This window comes from Polaromonas sp. P3_B4, from assembly GCF_056402835.1.
Window position 1 is genome coordinate 400,977 of sequence record NZ_JBFUGQ010000001.1, and the last position, 19,824, is coordinate 420,800.

22 protein-coding genes are annotated in these 19,824 nt (G+C 62.0%); 7 read left to right on the forward strand and 15 right to left on the reverse strand.

Translation table 11 applies throughout. From position 1 onward, the window contains the following. Positions 1–135: 135 nt before the first annotated feature. From AC1DVV_RS01830 to AC1DVV_RS01855, 6 genes are all read right to left on the reverse strand, one after another. Positions 136–1,791, reverse strand: coding sequence for an ATP-binding response regulator (locus AC1DVV_RS01830; protein ID WP_477702518.1), 1,656 nt, complete (start codon positions 1,789–1,791; stop codon positions 136–138). Positions 1,792–1,952: 161 nt separating this feature from the next. Next, positions 1,953–2,300: an N-acyl amino acid synthase FeeM domain-containing protein gene (locus AC1DVV_RS01835; protein WP_457279792.1), complete on the reverse strand. Its 348-nt coding sequence runs from the start codon at positions 2,298–2,300 to the stop codon at positions 1,953–1,955. Positions 2,301–2,323: 23 nt separating this feature from the next. Then, positions 2,324–2,626, reverse strand: coding sequence for a hypothetical protein (locus AC1DVV_RS01840; protein WP_457279281.1), 303 nt, complete (start codon positions 2,624–2,626; stop codon positions 2,324–2,326). A gap of 310 nt (positions 2,627–2,936) precedes the next feature. Next, a complete protein-coding gene (locus tag AC1DVV_RS01845) occupies positions 2,937–3,353 on the reverse strand; it encodes a DUF6691 family protein (protein WP_457279280.1) in 417 nt (138 codons plus the stop codon). A 10-nt stretch (positions 3,354–3,363) separates the two neighbouring features. Continuing rightward, positions 3,364–3,798, reverse strand: a complete 435-nt coding sequence (locus AC1DVV_RS01850; RefSeq protein ID WP_457279279.1) for a YeeE/YedE family protein — start codon at positions 3,796–3,798, stop codon at positions 3,364–3,366. Beyond that, positions 3,795–4,124, reverse strand: coding sequence for an ArsR/SmtB family transcription factor (locus AC1DVV_RS01855; RefSeq protein WP_457279278.1), 330 nt, complete (start codon positions 4,122–4,124; stop codon positions 3,795–3,797). The genes AC1DVV_RS01850 and AC1DVV_RS01855 overlap by 4 nt, the downstream gene beginning before the upstream one ends. Before the next feature lie 77 nt (positions 4,125–4,201). Between AC1DVV_RS01855 and AC1DVV_RS01860 the strand changes: the two genes are divergently transcribed. After that, positions 4,202–5,074 carry an MBL fold metallo-hydrolase gene (locus AC1DVV_RS01860; RefSeq protein ID WP_477707096.1) on the forward strand — a complete coding sequence of 291 codons (873 nt, stop codon included), beginning with the start codon at positions 4,202–4,204 and terminating at the stop codon, positions 5,072–5,074. On the opposite strand, the gene AC1DVV_RS01865 is transcribed toward AC1DVV_RS01860, so the two are convergent. Further along, positions 5,071–5,625 (reverse strand): PaaI family thioesterase, encoded by a 555-nt coding sequence (locus tag AC1DVV_RS01865; protein ID WP_477702521.1) that lies wholly within the window; start codon positions 5,623–5,625, stop codon positions 5,071–5,073. The genes AC1DVV_RS01860 and AC1DVV_RS01865 overlap by 4 nt on opposite strands. Before the next feature lie 48 nt (positions 5,626–5,673). Here AC1DVV_RS01865 and AC1DVV_RS01870 point away from each other — a divergent pair, with 48 nt between their 5' ends. The 4 genes from AC1DVV_RS01870 to AC1DVV_RS01885 all read left to right on the forward strand — a co-directional run bounded on the left by AC1DVV_RS01870 (position 5,674) and on the right by AC1DVV_RS01885 (position 8,975). Further along, on the forward strand, positions 5,674–6,153 hold the full coding sequence (locus AC1DVV_RS01870; RefSeq protein WP_457279275.1) for a MarR family winged helix-turn-helix transcriptional regulator: 480 nt from the start codon (positions 5,674–5,676) through the stop codon (positions 6,151–6,153). A 67-nt stretch (positions 6,154–6,220) separates the two neighbouring features. After that, a complete protein-coding gene (locus tag AC1DVV_RS01875) occupies positions 6,221–7,432 on the forward strand; it encodes an MFS transporter (RefSeq protein ID WP_457279791.1) in 1,212 nt (403 codons plus the stop codon). 25 nt (positions 7,433–7,457) lie between these two features. Beyond that, complete coding sequence (locus tag AC1DVV_RS01880) at positions 7,458–7,931, forward strand: MaoC family dehydratase (protein WP_457279274.1); 474 nt, start codon at positions 7,458–7,460, stop codon at positions 7,929–7,931. Positions 7,932–8,000: 69 nt separating this feature from the next. Then, complete coding sequence (locus AC1DVV_RS01885; protein ID WP_457279273.1) at positions 8,001–8,975, forward strand: magnesium and cobalt transport protein CorA; 975 nt, start codon at positions 8,001–8,003, stop codon at positions 8,973–8,975. Position 8,976: 1 nt separating this feature from the next. On the opposite strand, the gene AC1DVV_RS01890 is transcribed toward AC1DVV_RS01885, so the two are convergent. Next, positions 8,977–9,657 carry a DNA-3-methyladenine glycosylase I gene (locus tag AC1DVV_RS01890; RefSeq protein WP_477688790.1) on the reverse strand — a complete coding sequence of 227 codons (681 nt, stop codon included), beginning with the start codon at positions 9,655–9,657 and terminating at the stop codon, positions 8,977–8,979. A gap of 119 nt (positions 9,658–9,776) precedes the next feature. Between AC1DVV_RS01890 and AC1DVV_RS01895 the strand changes: the two genes are divergently transcribed. Further along, complete coding sequence (locus AC1DVV_RS01895; protein WP_477702727.1) at positions 9,777–10,403, forward strand: LysE family translocator; 627 nt, start codon at positions 9,777–9,779, stop codon at positions 10,401–10,403. 2 nt (positions 10,404–10,405) lie between these two features. On the opposite strand, the gene AC1DVV_RS01900 is transcribed toward AC1DVV_RS01895, so the two are convergent. From AC1DVV_RS01900 to AC1DVV_RS01930, 7 genes are all read right to left on the reverse strand, one after another. Further along, a complete protein-coding gene (locus AC1DVV_RS01900; protein WP_477702726.1) occupies positions 10,406–10,807 on the reverse strand; it encodes an SRPBCC family protein in 402 nt (133 codons plus the stop codon). A 91-nt stretch (positions 10,808–10,898) separates the two neighbouring features. Continuing rightward, positions 10,899–13,268, reverse strand: a complete 2,370-nt coding sequence (locus AC1DVV_RS01905) for a heavy metal translocating P-type ATPase (protein WP_477702725.1) — start codon at positions 13,266–13,268, stop codon at positions 10,899–10,901. A gap of 206 nt (positions 13,269–13,474) precedes the next feature. Then, positions 13,475–14,263, reverse strand: a complete 789-nt coding sequence (locus AC1DVV_RS01910) for an SDR family NAD(P)-dependent oxidoreductase (protein WP_457279269.1) — start codon at positions 14,261–14,263, stop codon at positions 13,475–13,477. A gap of 2 nt (positions 14,264–14,265) precedes the next feature. After that, a complete protein-coding gene (locus AC1DVV_RS01915; RefSeq protein WP_477702724.1) occupies positions 14,266–14,907 on the reverse strand; it encodes a 2-dehydro-3-deoxy-6-phosphogalactonate aldolase in 642 nt (213 codons plus the stop codon). A gap of 35 nt (positions 14,908–14,942) precedes the next feature. Continuing rightward, positions 14,943–15,824: a 2-dehydro-3-deoxygalactonokinase gene (locus tag AC1DVV_RS01920; protein ID WP_457279267.1), complete on the reverse strand. Its 882-nt coding sequence runs from the start codon at positions 15,822–15,824 to the stop codon at positions 14,943–14,945. Further along, positions 15,821–16,753, reverse strand: coding sequence for a sugar kinase (locus tag AC1DVV_RS01925; protein ID WP_477666296.1), 933 nt, complete (start codon positions 16,751–16,753; stop codon positions 15,821–15,823). The genes AC1DVV_RS01920 and AC1DVV_RS01925 overlap by 4 nt, the downstream gene beginning before the upstream one ends. A 214-nt stretch (positions 16,754–16,967) precedes the next feature. Beyond that, a complete protein-coding gene (locus AC1DVV_RS01930) occupies positions 16,968–18,707 on the reverse strand; it encodes an IlvD/Edd family dehydratase (RefSeq protein WP_457279265.1) in 1,740 nt (579 codons plus the stop codon). 67 nt (positions 18,708–18,774) lie between these two features. Between AC1DVV_RS01930 and AC1DVV_RS01935 the strand changes: the two genes are divergently transcribed. Continuing rightward, positions 18,775–19,770 (forward strand): 2-hydroxyacid dehydrogenase, encoded by a 996-nt coding sequence (locus tag AC1DVV_RS01935; protein ID WP_457279264.1) that lies wholly within the window; start codon positions 18,775–18,777, stop codon positions 19,768–19,770. Positions 19,771–19,824: the final 54 nt, after the last annotated feature.

The following is a 19,824-nucleotide window of genomic DNA, read 5'->3' on the forward strand; positions in this document are numbered from 1 at the left end:
GGAAGTGGCCGGACTGCCCATTGTCGCCAATCTTCGCTTCCTGTGCAGGCCGCTTGCGTAGGGATGCAAAGGCGATGGCGATGCATGCCGCGCAATGACCGATGAGGGACTTCGCGGGGTTGGATTTTCCCCGGGCTACTCTGTTGCCGCCAAAGCCTCCAGCATTTTTCCTTGCAGCAACTTCATGTCGCCATTTTTCAGGATGTAGCCATTCATGCCGGCGTTCAAGGCTGTCCTGACATCAAGCTCATCGGAGTTCCCGGAAAGTGCGAGGATAAAAATACCCTGATGCTCCCAATCACGCGAGCGAATCGCCTGGGTCGTCTGCACGCCGTTCAACCCGGGCATGTTCATGTCCATCAAGATCAAATCGACACGTGGGGTGCTGTCCAGGTGGGCCAGTACCTGGCGTCCCCCTTCGGCCTCCAGCACTGTCAAGCCCCAGCTTTTCAAGCGCTCCCCCACCATGATGCGGTTAAGTTCGTCGTCTTCGGCCAATATGACGGTTCTGCCCTCCAGCACATTGCCGGGGATGATGGGGCGGGCTGCCTGTCGAGGCGTTTCCGCAGCAGCGAGGGCCTTGCCCGTCCCGGTTTGCGGTATTGGGGGGAAGGTCAGCGTGAACTGCGTAAATTCACCGACCACGGAATCACAATGAATATCACCGCCAAAACTTTGCATGGTGCGTTTGCAATACGACAGCCCAAGGCCCGTCCCCTCGGCCTTTCCTGAGGTCATGAAGGACTCGAACAGGTGCGCCAACACCTCCTTGTCGATGCCCGGGCCCGTGTCTCTGACGGTCACCTTGTGATCGTCTACCGTCAGTACGATCGTTGCGCCGGACTTTTGGTCGAGGTAATAGAGCGCGTTCTTGATCAGGTTGAAGAGCACAAAAACATAGGGGGTTTCGTCTCCGTAAAAGGTGAAGTCCTTCACGACACGCACTGTGACACTGTCACGTAAGTTGCCACCATCACCGCGCAGGTGTCGATCGGAAAAACTGTATTCGTCCACCGCCTTCTGAGTTATTTTTGCGGCGGATAAATACTCAAATTTGCTTCGGTCCACCGCGCTGGACTTGAAGGATCCCAGGATCAGGTCAATCACCTGGTTACCCCTGTGTACAGCGATCTCCCCCATGTTGACAAACTGGCGCATGCGGGATGTGTGTTCGGCGGGGACCGCGATGCCGTTCGCGGGCAGCATTTCCCCGATACTCTCCAGGCTCATCTTGGCCTGTGCGAGCGGGTTGCGCATTTCATGGGCGATCGAGCCGGCAAGGGAGTTTGCGATGCGCAATTTTTCGGCATCTATCTGCTTTTCCGAAAGCTTGAATGCGGCGCCGCCGATAAGAATCAGCAGGTAGGCCGGAAGCTGGGCCACCATGTCCATGGGTATTGAGGGGTTGGGCGTGATGGCGACGTACAGCAACGCCGCGCTGCCGCAACCGATCACCAACATGGCAATCGTGTTGCGCCAGTCGGCGATCATGACAAGAAAACTGAGCGCGATAAAACAGTTGGAGATCGCGGGGATACCTCCGTGCCGCTTCAGCGAAAGAAATACATTGAAAAACGGCAGGCAATAGATCAATGCCCAATAGGAGTAGGAAAAGTAGTATTTTTTAAGTTTCTGTGGCCAGTGATTTTTCATGGCCAGCACGGTAAAGAGAATTACGACCAGCACCCGCATTCCCAGGTCATCGTAGGGGCGAGGATTGGGTTTCGTGAACCGTATCAGGTAAAACACCACATAGGTCAGGGCGCCTACGATGCCAATGTATTTGAGCAAGGGCCTGCCATGTGCGTGGTAAGCCTCATAGTGGCCAAAGAGTCTTTTTAACCAGCCCATATATATTTCAATTCTGTTGGCGCGGGAAAACCATCAACAGCAGCCTCTTCCGGTCTCTGGTGGAGGATGCTGCTGCAATATGAAATATTCCCGTGCATGACTTACTGACAGTCAGACGATTTGAGAATGTCCGGTACCTGTCCATGTATCAGGGTAAACGATTCGTCCGCCCCATCCACCCGTATATTGTTTGCGATGGGGGAAAACCCGAAACGCCTGTACAAGCGGCTCAGCACCGGCGTGCAGGAGGCAAAGAGGTCTTGCCCATCGGTATGCCGCGCAAGATACGAAACACCCAAAAATATGCATCGCTTCACAAGATCGGGGCCGCTTCTGTAATCGGGATTGAGCACAAGGCGCCCGATTTCCCAGCTGTTTCGGCAGGTCTCTGGCTCAATCAATTGTTTTTCCGCCAACAGCTTTTCAAGTGAGGTCAGCCCCCTGTGCATGGGAACCAGCCTCAAGGTGCCAATCACCACGCGTTGGAACTCAAATGCAAACACAAAGCCCAATTCGTCTCTTTTTTTTCTTGTTCAAAAAACCGCGCGTCACGGCATCCGGACGGCAGGTTGATGTGGCCGCGCAGGCTCTGGACTTTTTCCATCTTTAACGGAGTATCCAGATGGCAGAGCGTGATTTCCTCGACGAAGTTTCCCCGGGGAGGGGCCGAAATGAAGGGTGTTCCGCCGGTGAGGAAAATGGCGTCTGGAGCATCCATCGGCTGGCGCAGAACCTGGAAGGGGGTTGGCGCATGGTCGTTCAGGGAGGTAATCATTGCGTTGTATTTCCAGGTTGAGTGCTTGTCTTTGCCAAATGCTCTCATTCTTCTTTTGATGTTCGCGCAGTCTATGCGCCGTGCAAGGCTGAATCAAGCCTTACCCTGTCAGATATAACAGGGGCTTCCCCGCATATTCCGCTTGAATAGCGGGTCGAATCGAAAAAAGAACATAAATTGTCCGCATGCGGACAGTCGGCCGGGATCTTTGGTCCTGGTGCGAGCCCTTCTTTAAGGATATCTTTCGGTCAGGTCATCGAACCGGCTTTTTGGAGGGCCATGCCGGCCAAGTGGCGTAGTTGCGTGGGGGCTAGGGCCGCCGTCTTTCGAGCCACTCGAAGATCGCCATGCCGGCCAGCATGGCAAGCACAAACACGGTGGCCTTGGGTTCGCCCATGCCAAGGGCCACCAGGCCCGGGCCGGGGCAAAAACCGGCAAGCCCCCATCCCATCCCGAAGAGGGCGCTACCGGCCAGCAGCCTGCGATCCACAGGGCCCGCGGCCGGCAGTTTCATATCCGCGCCCAACAGGGAGCGGCTCCTTTTTTTAGCCAGCAGGAAAGCGAAGAGGCCCACGGCAATGGCGCCGGCCATGACAAAGGCCAGCGACGGGTCCCAGGGGCCGGCCAGATCCAGGAAGCCGAGGACCTTGGCGGGATTGGCCATGCCCGAGACGATCAGGCCCAGGCCGAACACCAGGCCCGCCAGCAGGGAGGACAGCAGCAGCATGGTCATTCTCCTAAAGTTTGAACAGATGGCGCACCAGAAACACCACGGTAAAACCGGTAGCCATGAAAGTCACCGTGGCCACCAGCGAACGCGGCGACAGCCTTGAAAGCCCGCACACGCCATGGCCGCTGGTGCAGCCCGCGCCATAGCGCGTGCCGACGCCCACCAGCAAGCCGGCGATGACCAGCAGGCCATAGCCGGCATCCACCTGTACGGGAGGCAAGGCCGAGAATGCGGCATAGGCCCATGGGGCGCCGACGAGCCCGGCGATAAAGGCCACGCGCCAGCCCATGTCGCTGCGCGCCGGCTTGAGCAGCCCGCCCAGAATTCCGCTGATGCCGGCGATGCGCCCGTTGAGCAGTACGAACATCGCGGCGGCCAGGCCTATGAGCAGGCCGCCCGCCAGTGCGGACCAGGGTGTGAAGGCGTTCCAGTCCAGGGTCATTGCTTGTTTCCTTCAGGGCAATACAGGCGGTAGAGCAACGCCAGGATTTCCAGCGTCCCGGGTTCGGCCACGCGGTAATAAATGTTCTTGCCGTCCCGGCGCGGGATGATCACGCCTTCATTGCGCAGCACACCGAGCTGCTGCGAGAGCGTGGGTTGGCGTATGCCCAGGTCCTGCTCGAGCTCGCTCACGCAGCGCTCGCCCTGCGAGAGCTGGCAGAGTAGCAGCAACCGGTCTTCATTGGCCAGCGCCTTGAGTGCACCCACGGCTTGTGCGGCCGCGTCGCGAAGCAGCCCGGGGTCCAAAACGGGAGGGGATGATTTCATGGCTGTGTGTTGGGGCTTCTTGATATTATATGAAAATATATAATGTAAAGGCGACCTCTTCGATGAAAGAACCATCCATGCCAAGCCCGCTGAATCCCCAGGCATTTTTTGATCCCCTGACCGGGACCGTCACCTATGTCGTGGCGGACAGCGGCACAGGGCAGGCGGCCATCATCGACCCGGTGCTGGGGTATGACTTCAAATCGGGGCGCACCAGCACGGAGCTGGCCGACCAGGTGCTGGCCCATGTGGCGCGGCAGGGCCTTCAGGTCGAGTGGATCCTGGAAACCCACGCGCACGCTGACCACCTCTCGGGCGCGCACTACCTGAAGGCGCAGGCCGGCGGCAGGACCGCCATTGGCGAACACATATGCACCGTGCAGGCCACCTTCAAATCGATTTTTAACCTGGAGCATTCATTTGCGCCGGATGGCAGCCAGTTCGACCACCTGTTCAGGGACGGCGAGATATTCAGGCTGGGCAATCTGGAGATGAGCGCCCTGCATGTACCCGGCCATACGCCCGCGGACATGGCCTACCTTGCGGGTGATGCCGTGTTTGTGGGCGACACGCTCTTCATGCCCGACGTAGGCACCGCCCGCGCGGATTTCCCGGGCGGCGACGCCCGCCAGTTGTACCGCTCTATCCGCAAGCTGCTATTACTGCCGGCGGAAACCCGGATCTTCGTCTGCCACGACTACCCGCCTGGAGAACGTGCGCCTCAGTGGGAAACCACTGTGGGTGAGCAGCGCCGCGCCAATATCCATGTGCATGACGGCATCTCCGAAGAGGCTTTTGTCGCCATGCGCGCGGCCCGGGATGCCACGCTTGACATGCCCTCGTTGATTCTTCCTTCAATCCAGGTCAATATCCGCGCGGGTGGTTTGCCGCCGCCTGAATGCAACGGTGTCAGTTACCTCAAGATCCCCGTCAACGCCTTCGGCGCTTAGCTGGCCTTCTGCGCCGGTACCTCAAACACCAGGCAAGTTGTGGTCGCATGCGCATACAGCTTGCCGTCCGGCCCCACGATGCGGCCTTCTGCGGTGGCCAGCTGCCGGCCGCAGTGGATCACGGTGCCTATGGCGCGCAGCGGTCCGGTCTTGTGCGAGGCGGCGCGCACGATGTTGATGCTGAGCTCGGCCGTGGTGTAGGCCCGGCCCACCGGCATCATGGTGTGCACGGCGCAGCCCACGGCGGAGTCGAGCAGCGTGGCGTACCAGCCACCATGCACCGTGCCCAGCGGGTTGTAGTGCTTGAGCTGCGGTGTGCCCTGAAAGGTCGCTTTGCCGGGTTCGATTTCAATCAGCGCAAAGTCCAGTGTTTCGGCAATGTGGGGGTAGGGCAGCTCACCGGCCAACATGGCCTGCATCACTTCCATGCCGGTCTTGCCCATCACGTCTTCGGGCCGGGCCAGGCCCGGCTTGCCGCCGCCGCCGACCATGCGGGCGCGCACCGCGGCGCTTTGTTCCATCCACTGAGTCAATGTGTCTTGTGGGGTCATGGTATTTATAAATGTTGCATATACAATGATTGTAGCTACAATTAAATTATGAGCGAGAAAACCCGCCTGTCAACCCAGGCCGAACTCAAAGTGCAGGGCTGCACCAATGTCAAGCTGCGCCAGCTGATGCGCCGCGTCGCGCACCACTACGACCTTGAAATGACCAAGGCGGGCCTGAAGACAACGCAGTATTCCCTGCTGACTTATGTGCTGAAGCTGGGCCCCATGCGACCGGGCGAGCTGGCGCGTGGCATGAAGATGAGTGCCTCCACCCTCACGCGCAACCTCAAGCCGCTGATCGACGCCGGCTGGATTGAGCTCGCCGCAGGCACCGATGCGCGCAGCCGTACCGTGATGCTGACTGACGCGGGCCGTGCCAAGCGTGAGGAGGCCCGATCGCGGTGGAGGGCTGCGCAGGAGCAGCTTAACGCGCTGCTGGGCGCCGGGCGTGTGCTGGCCCTGCATAACCTGATCAACGAATCTTTAGAGCTTTTGTCCCCCATCGAATCTGGAGCTGATGATGAGTAATACCGAGCCTTCCAATTCCTCTGCGCCTTCCGCTTCTTCCACTGCACTGCCAGCGCGCCGCATCGCGATGTGGCTGGTGCTGCTGGCCGCCGGCGGCACTTTTGCCCTCACCATGGGTGTGCGCCAGACCATGGGCCTCTTCCTGTCGGCGCTGAATACGTCCACCGCGCTGGGCGTAGGCAGCATCAGCCTGGCCTTCGCTTTCGGTCAGCTTTGGTGGGGGCTCACACAGCCCTTTGCTGGCGCGGTGGCTGATCGTATCGGCACAGGCCGCGTGATCTTTTTGGGTGTCGTGCTGGTCGCAGTGGGCACCGTCATCACTCCGCTCATGACCAGCACGGTCGGCCTGATATTTGCCATCGGCATGCTCGCAGCAGGCGGCGCCGGCATGGCGGGCCCGTCGGTGCTCATGGCCGCCAGCACGCGCCTGGTGCCACCGGAAAAGCGGGGTCTCGCCACCGGCATCGTCAATGCGGGCGGCTCCTTTGGCCAGTTCGCGATGGCGCCTATTGCCATTGGCCTGACCGCCGCTGTCGGCTGGGCCAGTGCGATGCAGTGGCTGGGCGCGCTGGTGCTGCTGGCGGTGCCTGCGGTGCTGGTGCTGAAAGGCAATTCGAATGCGCTGGCAGCCCAGGCTGCGGCGGCCTCGGGCACGAAAGCGCTGAGCGCACGTCAAGCCATTAGCCAGGCCATCGCAACGCCTAGCTACCGTTACCTCGCGGCGGGTTTTCTGGTGTGCGGTTTTCACGTGGCGTTTCTGGCGACTCACCTCCCCGGCGTGATAGCGGCCTGCGGCTTGCCGCCCGAAATTGGCGGTTGGTCGCTTGCGATGATTGGCCTCTTCAACATCGTCGGCAGTCTGGCCATGGGTTGGGCCGTCGGCCGCTGGCGCATGAAGTCCTTGCTGGCGCTGCTCTATGCAACGCGTGGCCTCGCCGTACTCATCTTCCTGCTGGCGCCCAAGACCCCGGCCGTGATGCTGATCTTTGCCGCCGTCATGGGCGTGACCTTCCTTTCGACCGTTCCGCCCACCGTGGGCCTGGTCGCCAAGATGTTCGGTACGGCCAACATGGCCATGCTGTTCGGCGTGGTGATGTTGTCGCACCAAGTGGGTGGTTTCCTGGGTGCTTATCTGGGCGGCTATATATTCCAGGCAACCGGCAGCTACGACTGGGTCTGGTACATCGACATCGTGCTGGCCACAGGCGCCGCGTTGGTGAACCTGCCGATCCGCGAAGCGCTGCTGCCTCGGCAAATGGCCGCCAGGGCCGCAACCTGAGTGTCTGCCTAAGCGAAAGAAATGCATGAGCAATATTCCTGAAGCCGACATTCCGGAACCCCGTTATCTCGATGACCTCAAGGTGGGTGACCGCTTCGTCAGCAGCGAGCATGCACTCGACGAGGCTCAAATCACCTCTTTCGCCGCGCAGTTTGATCCGCAGCCATTTCACCTGGACCACGAAGCGGCCAAAGCCACACTCTTTGGCGGCTTGGCCGCGAGCGGCTGGCACACGGCGGCCGTCACCATGCGCCTGCTGGTGGGCGGTGGCCTGCCACTGGCCGGTGGCATCGTAGGCGCGGGCGGCGAAATCAGCTGGCCAAGGCCTACGCGTCCCGGCAATGTGCTGCATGTAAAAACGGAAGTGGTGAGCGTGACGCCCTCAGCCTCGCGGCCCGACCGGGGCCGGGTGGTAGTGCGCAGCCAGACGTTCAACCAGCACGGCGAGGTGCTGCAGCAATCCGTCTACAACCTGGTGGTTCCGCGCCGCCCAACCTGATCTCAGCGTGACGGCATATCAGCGCTGTGCCAGAATTCACGCAGGCAGACAACTTGCGGGAAACAACAGATGCTTATCAATTGCGTGGTCTACCAGAACGGCACCAAGCTTGCCGACATTCCCGTCACCGAGATCAGCGACTACATCTGCCGCCCTGATGCTTTCGTCTGGGTGGCGTTGCAAGACGCCACGCCGGAAGAGCTTGAAGAAATGCAGCATGAGTTCGGCCTGCATGAACTGGCGGTCGAAGATGCCCGGCACGGCCACCAACGCCCGAAAATCGAGGAATACGGCGCTTCGCTGTTTTCGGTACTGCACCTGATTGAGCAGTCCAACGACAAGCCGGGCGAACTCCACGTCGGCGAGGTGGATGTGTTCACCGGGAAAAACTATGTACTCTCGGTGCGCAACCGCAGCCAGAAGGGGTTTCTGGGCGTGCGTGAACGCTGCGAGCGCGAACCGGAGTTGCTGCGCAACGGTTCGGGTTTTGTGCTGTACGCCCTGATGGACGCGGTGGTTGACCGCTACTTTCCCATCCTCGACGCACTCGAGACCGAGCTGGAGCTCATCGAGAAGGAAATCTTCACGCCTGGTGCTGCGCGAAAGAACATCGAACGGCTCTACGAACTCAAGGGCAGCGTGATGGTGCTCAAGCACGCAGTGGCGCCGCTGCTCGAAGGGGCCAGCAAACTCTATGGCGGCCGGGTTCCGCAAATTTGCAGCGGTGTGCAGGATTACTTTCGTGACGTGGTCGACCATTTGTCGCGCATCAACGCACTGATCGAAAACATGCGCGACACCATAGGCACTGCTATCCAGGTGAACCTGGCGATGGTGACCATCGAGGAAAGCGAGGTGACCAAGAAGCTCGCGGCCTGGGCCAGTATCTTTGCGGTCTGCACGGCGTTTGCCGGCATATGGGGCATGAACTTCGAAGCCATGCCCGAACTCAAATGGCGTTACGGCTATCTCATGGCCATCAGCATGATTGTGGTGGCGTGCTCGCTGCTGTACTGGCGTTTCAAGCGAGCGCGCTGGTTATAACTTACGGCACCTTGGGCGGGGTGAAAGCCTTGCGGGCGGCCAGCGCCGCCTTGCGGCTGGTGCATCCCTCGATGTGGTCGTTGACCAGACCCATAGCCTGCATGAAGGCATACATCGTGGTGGGGCCCACAAAACTCCAGCCGCGCTTTTTGAGATCCTTGGACAGGGCGACGGAGGCGGGGGAAGTCGGCATGGCTTTGACGGCCTCATGTGTGATGCGCGCGGGCCGGCTCTTGGCCTCGGGCTCCAGCCGCCAGACAAAAGCGCCCAGTGAGCCAAATTCTTTGCGCAGTTCGATGACGCGCTTTGCATTGTTAATGGTCGAAGCAATCTTCCCCGCATGCCGCACGATGCCCGCGTCGTTGACCAGGCGTTTGATGTCGCGCGCGTCAAAGCGGGCCACCTGCTCGGCATCGAAGTTCGCGAACGCGCTGCGAAAGGATTCGCGTTTGTTCAGGATGGTCAGCCAGCTGAGGCCAGCCTGAAAGCCTTCGAGGCAGATTTTTTCAAAAAGCCGGCGTTCATCGTCCACCGGAAAGCCCCACTCGCTGTCGTGGTAGTTGCGGTAAAGGGGCGTTGCCTGGCACCAGGCGCAGCGCGCGGTGTGGGTGTCATCGATAAAAATGCCGGCAGCCGGCGAGGGTGCAACGTTGGGGCGCTTGGGAGGGGTGGCGGAAGGCATGGGCAATTTTAGGCAGATGCGGGCAGGGCGGTGCGCGTGAGGTGACTCATCTTTGGCAGCCCGGCAGTATCATGACGCACGCTCCCTCTCACCGATCCACAACTTCGGAACAACGCACCATGTCCATCCAGCTTTGGCTCGCTTTCGTCGCCGCAACCGTCGTCCTGCTCATCATCCCGGGCCCGACCATCCTGACGGTCATCAGCTACTCGATGGCGCACGGCAAGCGTGCCAACATTCCGTTGGTGGCCGCCGTGGCGTTGGGTGACTCGACGGCGCTGGTGGTCTCGTTGTTCGGCCTGGGCGCCTTGCTCGCGGCCTCGGCCTTCTGGTTCACGGTAGTCAAGTGGGCGGGCGGCCTGTATTTGCTTTACCTGGGCATCAAGCTCCTGCGCGCCGGAATTTCGCCCATGCAGACCGCAGCGCCCGAGGCGCCGGGCTCCTTGTGGAGGCTGTTCGGCAATACCTACCTGGTCACCGCACTCAACCCCAAGGGCATTGTGTTTTTTGTGGCTTTCTTGCCCCAGTTCATTAACCCCGGCGCCGACGTGACGCGACAGCTCTGGGTGCTGGCGGTGACCTTTGTGTTGATGGCCAGCCTGAACGCCACGCTGTACGCGGTGTTTGCCGCTTCGGCCCGCACACTGCTGGCCTCGCCGCGCGCGCAGCGGCGTTTTAATTTCGCGGGCGGCTCGCTGCTGTCCACGGCGGGTGTCTGGGCCTTGCTGGCCAAGCGCCCGGCCTGAATTCAAACGGCCGGCCTGCCGAGTGCCTGCTGCATCACCGCCGCGCCCTGGGTCATCATCACGTCGATGTATTCCCCCAGCGCATCGGGCAGCACGTCGGTGATCCAGACAAAGCGGGTGCGGTTTTCGCCCTCGGTAAACAGCTGCGCCGAAGCCATGTGATGGGTGGCCTTGCCGCCGACCACGGTGTAGCTGAGGCGGTGCATCCCTTCATGGATGCCCACCAGCACTTCGTGCGCAACCATGCCGTTGGCAAAGGTTACGGTGCGGCCGCCTTCGCCGGGCTTGCAGTCGACCACGAAGCCCGGCGCAAGGCGCCGGTGCACAGCGTTGAAATCGCGCAGCGCGTCCCAGACGCTGTCTATGCCGGCGTCGACGGTGAATTCCTTGTAGATCGTGGCCATGGTGACCCCAGTCTGGCTGGCGTCGGAGTGACGCCTTGTCATTGCAGCTTAGCAATCAAACCGGGCGAAGTCAGCCCTGATTAAGCACCGGTTAAAAACGCTTTTCGCGCAGCCTCAGCGCATTGCTGATCACCGACACCGAACTCAGGCTCATCGCCAGGGCCGCGATCATGGGCGACAGCAGCCAGCCGGTGAAGGGAAAGAGCAGCCCCGCGGCCAGCGGTACACCGAGGGAGTTGTAGACGAAGGCAAAACCGAGGTTCTGCTTCATGTTGGCGATCGTCGCTTCCGAGATTTTCCGGGCCTGTGCGATGCCGCGCAAATCACCCTTGACCAGCGTGATCTGGGCGCTGTTCATGGCCACGTCGGTGCCTGTGCCCATGGCAATGCCCACGTTGGCCTGCGCCAGGGCCGGGGCGTCATTGATGCCGTCGCCGGCCATGGCAACGATATGGCCTTCATCCTGCAGGCGCTTGACCAGTGCCAGTTTGTCGGCCGGCAGCACGCCGCCGTGCACCTCGTCAATGTTCAGGCGCCCGGCGATGGCTTTGGCGGTGGTCAGGCCGTCGCCTGTGGCCATGATCACGCGCAGGCCGGCGGCTTTGAGCGCTGCCAGCGCTTCGGGCGTGCTGGCTTTCACCGGATCGGCCACGGCGAGCAGGCCCGCAAGCCGGCCGTCGACCGCCAGGTGCATCACGCTGGCGCCCTCGGCCCGCAGGGCCTCCGCCTGGGCCAGCAGCGAATCCACCGAAACACCAACTTGCGCCATCAACGCCGTATTGCCTAGCGCGAGCAGCCGACCAGCCACATGCCCGCTGACGCCGATGCCGCTGGCGGACTCGAAGTTCTCTGGCGTGTCCAGCGTCAGGCCGCGAGCGCGCGCTGCGGCTACTATGGCCTCGGCCAATGGGTGTTCGCTGCCCTGATCCAGGCTGGCGGCCAGCCCCAGCACTTCGTCGGCACTGAAGCCGGTGGCGGGAATCGCGCGGTCGAACGCCGGCTTGCCGGCCGTCAGCGTGCCGGTCTTGTCGACGATCAGTACGTCGACGGTGCGCAGGTGTTCAATCGCCGCCGCATCGCGGAAAAGAATGCCCTGGCCGGCCGCCTTGCCGGTGGCGACCATGATGGACATCGGCGTGGCCAGGCCCAGTGCACAGGGGCAGGCGATGATCAGCACTGCTACCGCGTTGATCAGGCCGTAAACCCAGCTCGGCTGCGGGCCGAAAAATCCCCATCCCAGAAAGGTCAGTACGGCCACGGCCACCACGGCCATGACAAACCATCCGGCCACCTGGTCGGCCATGCGCTGCAGGGGTGCCTTCGAGCGTTGGGCCAGCGCGACCATCTGAACGATTTGCGACAGCATGGTTTGCGCGCCGACGCGCTCGGAGCGCATCACCAGGGCGCCGCTGGTGTTGAGCGTGGCGCCTATCAGCTTGTCGCCCGGACGCTTGCTCACGGGCAGGGGTTCTCCGGTCAGCATGGATTCATCGACGGCGCTGCCGCCCTCGGTAACGATGCCGTCGACGGGCACTTTTTCGCCGGGGCGCACGCGCAGGTTGTCTCCCACGTGCACGTGGGTTAGCGGCACGTCTTCCTCGGTGCCGTCGGCCTTGATGCGCCGCGCGGTTTTGGGCGCCAGTCCCAACAATGACTTGATCGCGGCGGAAGTTTGCGAGCGCGCCTTCAGTTCCATCACCTGGCCGAGCAGCGTCAGTGAAATGATCACGGCCGCCGCCTCAAAGTAAACCGCTACACGGCCCATGGAAATAAACGACTCCGGAAACACACCGGGCGCGAGGGTGGCGACCACGCTGTAGGCAAAGGCCGCGCCTGTTCCCAGGCTGATGAGGGTCCACATGTTCGGGCTGCGGTGGACGACTGATTGCGCGCCACGCACAAAGAAGGGCCAGCCTGCCCACAATACGACCGGCAGGCTCAGCACCAGCTCTATCCAGCTCTGGACAGTCATGTCGAACCAGCCGAGCTGGTGGCCGAACATGGCCAGCACCGTCACCACCATGCTCAACGGCAGCGTCCACCAGAAGCGGCGGGTGAAGGAGACGAGTTCCGGGTTTTCGTCCTCGTCAAGGCTGGGCATGACGGGCTCCAGTGTCATGCCGCAGATTGGGCAGTTGCCCGGATGGTCTTGCCGGATTTCCGGGTGCATGGGGCAGGTGTAAAGAGTTCCGCCGGCCTGGCCCGCATCAGGCCCGCGCGCCGCTTCGGGCGCAGGCTCTGCTTTGAGCGCACCGACGTAGGCCGCCGGATCTGCGGAGAATTTGGCCTGGCAGCCGGCGCTGCAGAAGTAATAAGGCCTTCCCTCGTGCTCAAGATGGTGCGCGGATGCCGTGGTGACGTCCATCCCGCAGACCGGGTCTTTCAGTTCGTCCGGGGCGGTGGGCGGCAGGTGAGCGTTTGCCTGTGCGGTTCCCGGTGCGGCGTGGGAGGTGTGGTTCATGGAGGGCTTCCTTTGGTGTTCTGCAGACCTGGACCAGGCCCATGAACAAGGGTAGACCTTCCCCCTGTGGGAAGGTCAAGCCCCTCTGGATTGGAGGAGAGTTTCCCCTGGAAGGCTCTGGTGATCTTCAGCGCCTTCCGCGGTGGATTGCATGATCCACATCAACTGAAAGGGGAAAACCGGCACGCTTTCGCGTGCATGCCAGGCTACACCGGCACGGTGTAGTTCAGCGTCATGCGCCCACCATCGACCACGACGATTTCGCCTGTGATATAGCTGGCGGCGTCGCTGGCGAGGTAGGCTACCGTGTCGGCGATCTCCGAGGGCTCGCCCAAGCGCTTCATGGGGGTGCGGCTCATGATCTTGGCCTTGGCTTCGTCGCTGGTGAGCACGGCCCTGGCGGCCAGTTCGGTGGCGATGGTGCCGGGGGCAACCGCGTTGACGCGCACGCCCTGGCTGGCCAGCGACAGCGCCATCACGCGCGTGAGCTGGTTAATGCCGCCTTTGCTGACGTTGTAGCTGGCAATGGTGGGAATGGCGAGCACGCCGTTGACTGAGCTCATGTTGATGATGCTGCCCTTGCCGGCGGCCGCCATCACGCGCGCCACGGCCTGCCCGACCAGGAAGGATCCCTTGAGGTTGATGCGCAGTACGGCGTCGAAGTCGGCTTCCGTCACGTCCAGAAACTCTGCGGCCTTGAAGATGCCGGCATTGTTGACCAGCACGTCGATGCGGCCGTGCGCGGCCACGGTTTGTTCAACCAGCGCATCGACTTGCACTTTGTCGCCCACGTCGCAATGAACATACAGGCCGCCGAGTTCTGTGGCCAGCGCCGTGCCGCGCGCGTCGTCTATATCGGCGATGACGACCTGCGCTTGCTCACGCGAAAAACGCCGCACGCAGGCCTCGCCGATGCCTTGGGCACCGCCGGTGACGATGCAGACGCGGCCCGCCAGCCCGAACGATACCAGGGACGTTTCTGTAGGTGAAATCATGCTCATGCCCTTATGGTACCAGCGCAAGCAGCTATAAATTCCATAGCAAATTCGGAGACCTGGGCGGCGGAAGAACCTGGTTTGTAGAGTGCCGATCCGATGCCGAAACCGTTGGCACCCGCGGCCAGGTAGGGCGCCATATTGGCAGGCGTGATGCCGCCGACCGGCAGTACTGCGGCTTGCGCGGGCAGCACCGCACGAAGGGCTTTCACGACTGCCGGGGTAATCATTTCGGCCGGGAAAATCTTCAGCCCTGTCGCGCCCGCTTCGAGCGCAGCAAATGCCTCGCTGGCAGTCATGATGCCGGGCAGGCACACCAGGCCGAGGCGGACAGCTTCGCGCACCACCGCCGGGTTGAAATTGGGCGAAACGATGAGCTGGCCACCCGCGGCGTGGACGTCACGTACGGCTTCAGGAGTCAGCACCGTGCCCGCACCGACCAAAGCCTGCGGAAAGGTGCTGGCCATGGCGGCAATGCTGTCCAGCGGCTGGGGTGAGTTGAGCGGAATTTCGATCAACGTCCAGCCCGTGGCAACGAGTGCCTGGCCGACAGGCAGGGCCTCCGCCGGCGTCAGTCCGCGCAGGATGGCCACCAGGGGGAGGGCGCCGAGGGCCTGGGAAAATTTTTGGTGAGCGTTGTTCATGGTGTTCTGCAGGTTGAGGCGCAATACTGCGCCGGTCAGGCCAGGGTATCGGCGATGGCGCGCAGGCCGCGCCAGGTGGCGCCCGCGCCCACGCGCTTCACGGGCACATTGATCTGGACCAGTGCCTGTTCGTAGCGCGCCGTGAGCGCCTCGGCGCCCATCACCACTACAGGCTCGCCGCGTGGCAGTGCCTGGGATTTGAGTTCTTCGCCGATGACCAGGCCCGACAGGTAGCTGGGCAGGGCCTCGGTTGTCATTCGCTGGAACAGCGACAGGGTGCGTGTGCTGAAGGCGGTGTTCAGCAGGCCGGGGCCGGCCAGCGCATGGGCCACGCCCTGATCGAAGGCGGCGGCGTCCAGCGCGGGTTCGTCGTCGGGCAGCATGCGTGCGAGGATGGATTGGCGGCGCAGCAGCGCATAGAACTCGCCGGTCATCCAGGTCGAAAAATCAGTGACTTGCCGGTTTTCGACGGTGACCCATTTGCTGTGTGTGCCGGGTAGCACTAGCCGGGCGTTCGTCAGACCCAGCAGCTGCAAGGCGCCAAAGATCTGCGTTTCCTCGCCGCGCATGACGTCGGGCACACCGCCCTTGTCTATGCTCAGGCCGGGCACGATGGCGATGCGGCCGGGCTCCACCCATTCCAGTGCGGCGGCGATCGCGTCAAAGCCGGCGGGGCAGGCGCAGTAGGGCGCTTCGCGCCAGCCCTGTTTGCTGCCGGCCATGCCGGAGATCAGGCACAGCGTGCCTGACGTCATCCAGTCGGCAAAGCAGCTTGCAAAAACCTCCGGAAAGGTACCGGGAGCGACGGTCAGGATGCCACGTGCGAAGGAACGCTCGTCCAGGGCTGTGCCGGCGCCGTCGATCAACGCGCCGCGCAATGAAGAGCTGCCCCAGTCGACTGCCAGAAGGCGGCTCACAGCAGGGCCCTGACCTGTTCGGGACGCGGCAGCGGAGCGACCGCGCCGTAGCCCTGCACCGTGAGGGCGGCCGCTGCATTGGCATAACGGGCCGCATCAAAGACGTTATCGCCCGCCGCAATGCGCGCCAGCAGGTTGCCGCAAAAGCAGTCGCCTGCGCCGGTGGCATCCACCAGCTTCACGTTGTGCACGGGCACGCGCTCGCGCCGCGTGCCGTCGCTGACCAGCGCGCCGTCGCCGCCGAGCTTGAGCACCACGGTTTTGGCGCCCAGGGCATGGCCCCAGTCCGTCACCGCGTCGGGGTCTGTCATGCCGTTGAGGGTGGTGATGTCTTCCAGGCTTGGCAGGAAAATGTCGCACAGTGAAACGGCGTGGCGGGTGCAGGCAAGCGCCCGGTCCAGCGGCCAGAGCTTGAGCCGCAGGTTGGAGTCAAACGACACGAGGGTACCGGCCTCTTTGGCCAGTTTCATCGCGGCAAACGCTGTGTCGCAGGCACTGGCGGAAATCGCCAGCGAGATGCCTGACACATGCAGGACCTTGGCTTCACGCACGGCCTGTGCGGCGCCGCCTTGGTGCAGCCAGGCAGGGGTCATGCGGCTGGCCGCGGAGCCCGCACGCAGGTAGCTGAACTCATGTCCATTTTTGCCGTGTGTGACGAAGTAAAGGCCGGTGCTGGCTTCCGGATCTTGCTGGACTGCGGTCGTCGAAACGTTTTCTGTGGCCCACAAGGTCATCAGTGATTGGCCGAAAGTGTCACCGCCCAAACGGGTTAAATAAGCTGCGATGGCGCCCGCGCGCGCGGCGGCAATCACGGCATTGCTGGTGTCCCCGCCAAAGCCTTGCAGGTAGTTGGGTTGGCCAGCCTGGGTCTGGTTGAACTCCACCATGGCTTCGCCGAGCGCGACGACATCGAATTTTCTGGCTTGCATAGAACTTTCTGGCATCCTTTGCTGTCCCGAAAAGGTAGCAGCATGCGCGCCTCAAGGCCTTGATTGGCGCGCGGGCGCGGTGGGTCGTAACGCGGAAATTTCCAGAAGAAAATACCCGCGTTTGAAGCCTCCATGTTACCCGCGGCCCGGTCGCGGCGCCGTACCCGCGCTGTACCCCGAAAGGGATGGCCGTACAAGCAGCGTCTGCTGATTCTCAGTGATTGTCGCGCGGCACGAAAGAGCCACGCTTGCCCACCAGAAAATCCAGGTCCACACCTTCGTCGGCCTGTAGCACGTGGTCGATGTACAGCTTCCAGTACCCCGAAGACAGCGGTGGCTCGGGTGCTTTCCAAGTGGTCATGCGCCTGGCAAGCTCTTCGTCGCTGACATGCAGGTGCAGCCTGCGGTTGGGCACATCGAGTTCGATGATGTCGCCGTTTTGCACCAGGGCCAGCGGTCCGCCTGCTGCGGCTTCAGGGGCTGTGTGCAATATCACGGTGCCATACGCTGTTCCGCTCATGCGGGCGTCGCTGATGCGGACCATGTCGGTGATGCCTTTGCGCAGCACCTTGGGCGGCAGCGGCATGTTGCCGACTTCGGCCATGCCGGGGTAGCCCTTGGGCCCGCAGTTTTTCAGCACCATCACGCAGTTCTCGTCGATGTCCAGGTTTTCATCGTCGATGCGTGCGTGGAAATCTTCAATGGTTTCGAACACCACGGCACGGCCCTTGTGCACCATGAGTGCAGGCGTGGCCGCGCTGGGCTTGATGACCGCGCCGCGCGGCGACAGGTTGCCGCGCAGCACGGCGATGCCGGCCTTGTCCTTGAAGGGCGTGGAGAGCGGCATGATGACATCGGTGTTGTAGTTTTCCGCATCAGCAATGTTCTCGCCGATGGTTTTGCCGTTGGCCGTGATGGCGCTGGTGTGCAGGTGCTGCGCGATTTCCTTCATCACGACAGGCAGGCCGCCGGCGTAACAGAAGTCTTCCATCAGGTATTTGCCGGAGGGCTGCAGGTTGACCAGGCAGGGCAGTTCGCTGGCCAGGCGGTCAAAGTCATCGACCGTCAGCTTCACGCCGATTCGCCCGGCGATGGCGATCAGGTGAATGACGGCGTTGGTCGATCCACCGATCGCGGCCAGTGTCTTGATGGCGTTTTCAAATGCTTCGCGCGTGAGGATTTTCGACAGCGTGAGGTCTTCGTGCACCATTTCGACGGCACGGCGCCCGGCCATGCGGGCCAGTACATTGCGCCTGCCATCCACCGCCGGGTATGCGGCGTTGCCGGGCAGGCCTATGCCCAGCGCCTCGACCATGCTGGCCATCGTTGATGCCGTGCCCATGGTCATGCAGTGGCCGTGGCTGCGGTGCATGCAGCTTTCGGCCTCAAAAAACTCGGCAAGTTTGAGCGTGCCGGCCCTTACCTGCTCGCTCATGCTCCAGACGCCGGTGCCGGAGCCCAACTCCTGACCACGCCATTTGCCACTGAGCATGGGCCCACCGCTGACACCCACCGTAGGCAGGTCGACGCTGGATGCTCCCATGACCAGTGAGGGGGTGGTCTTGTCGCAACCCATCAGCAGCACGACGCCGTCGATCGGATTGCCGCGAATGCTTTCTTCCACGTCCATGCTGGCCAGGTTGCGGTAGAGCATGGCGGTGGGGCGCAACAGCGTCTCGCCCAGCGACATCACCGGAAACTCGAGCGGAAAGCCGCCTGCCTCATAGACACCGATCTTGACCTGCTCTGCAATGGTGCGGAAATGCGAGTTGCAGGGAGTCAGTTCGCTGAAGGTGTTGCAGATGCCGATGACCGGACGGCCGTCAAACTGGTCATGTGGCACGCCCTTGCCCTTGACCCAGCTGCGGTAAGCAAAACCGTCGCGGTCTTGCCTGCCGAACCATTGCTGGCTGCGGAGTTCGTGGGGCAATTTTTTCTTGGCTGAATCGCTCATTCGGGAAAGTCCTTAATTTTCAAACATATTATCGTCATACCATTGATTCTAAATCTTAGTGAAAACCATGACCGCAGGAGTTCGCCCCTTGTCTGCCCCGCCATCCGGCCCTTCCGTCCGTCCGCATATCCTTGCTGTTGCCAAGCTCCCGCCCTTTCTGATGGAGCCGCTTCAGGCGTCCTTTGAGGTGCACGACAGGCTGCATGAAAGCGACCCGGCGGCCTTTGCCAAAGTTGCATCCCTCATACGCGGCGTTGCCGGTGGCGGCGAATCCAGGGTGCCGCGCGCATTGATGGACCAGTTGCCCGCACTCGAGATCATTTCCATCATGGGTGTGGGTTATGACGGCGTCGACGTCACCAGCGCACTGGAACGCCGTATCCCGGTGACGCACACCCCTGGGGTACTGAATGACGAGGTCGCCGACCTGGCCCTGGGTCTCATGCTGTCAGTGGCACGGCGCATACCGCTGGCCGACCGTTATGTGCGGGCCGGGCGCTGGGCGAAAGAAGGACCCATGCCGCTTGCACGCAAAGTCTCGGGTGCTCGCCTGGGAATTGTCGGGTTGGGGCGGATAGGTCAGGCCATCGCCAGCCGGGCTGAAGCCTTTGGCATGTCGATTGCCTATACCGGCCGCAGCGCCAAGCCTGAACTTGCTTACAGCTTTTACCCGACGGCACAGGCACTGGCTGCCGCGGTGGACTTCCTGGTGGTCATTACGCCGGGCGGAGTCGGCACCCGCCATCTGATCAATGCAGATGTACTGAAAGCGCTGGGCCCTGCGGGTTATTTGATCAATGTGGCGCGTGGGTCTGTTGTGGATGAGGCCGCTCTCGTGGGTGCATTAAAGAATGGCGTCATCGCCGGCGCGGGCCTCGATGTATTCGAGCAGGAGCCGCATCCCCTGGAGGCGTTGTGGTCCATGGACAATGTTGTGCTGACCCCGCACATGGCCAGTGCCACTGTGCAGACGCGCCACGCGATGGCCAATCTGGCGGTCAGCAATCTGCAGGCGCACTTTGAAGGGCAACCCCTCCTCACCCCTGTACCGGAATGGCATTGAAAGGGGTGCCAACGAGCCTTGGTGCTTCGGGTTTTCCATAGAAAACACTTCGGT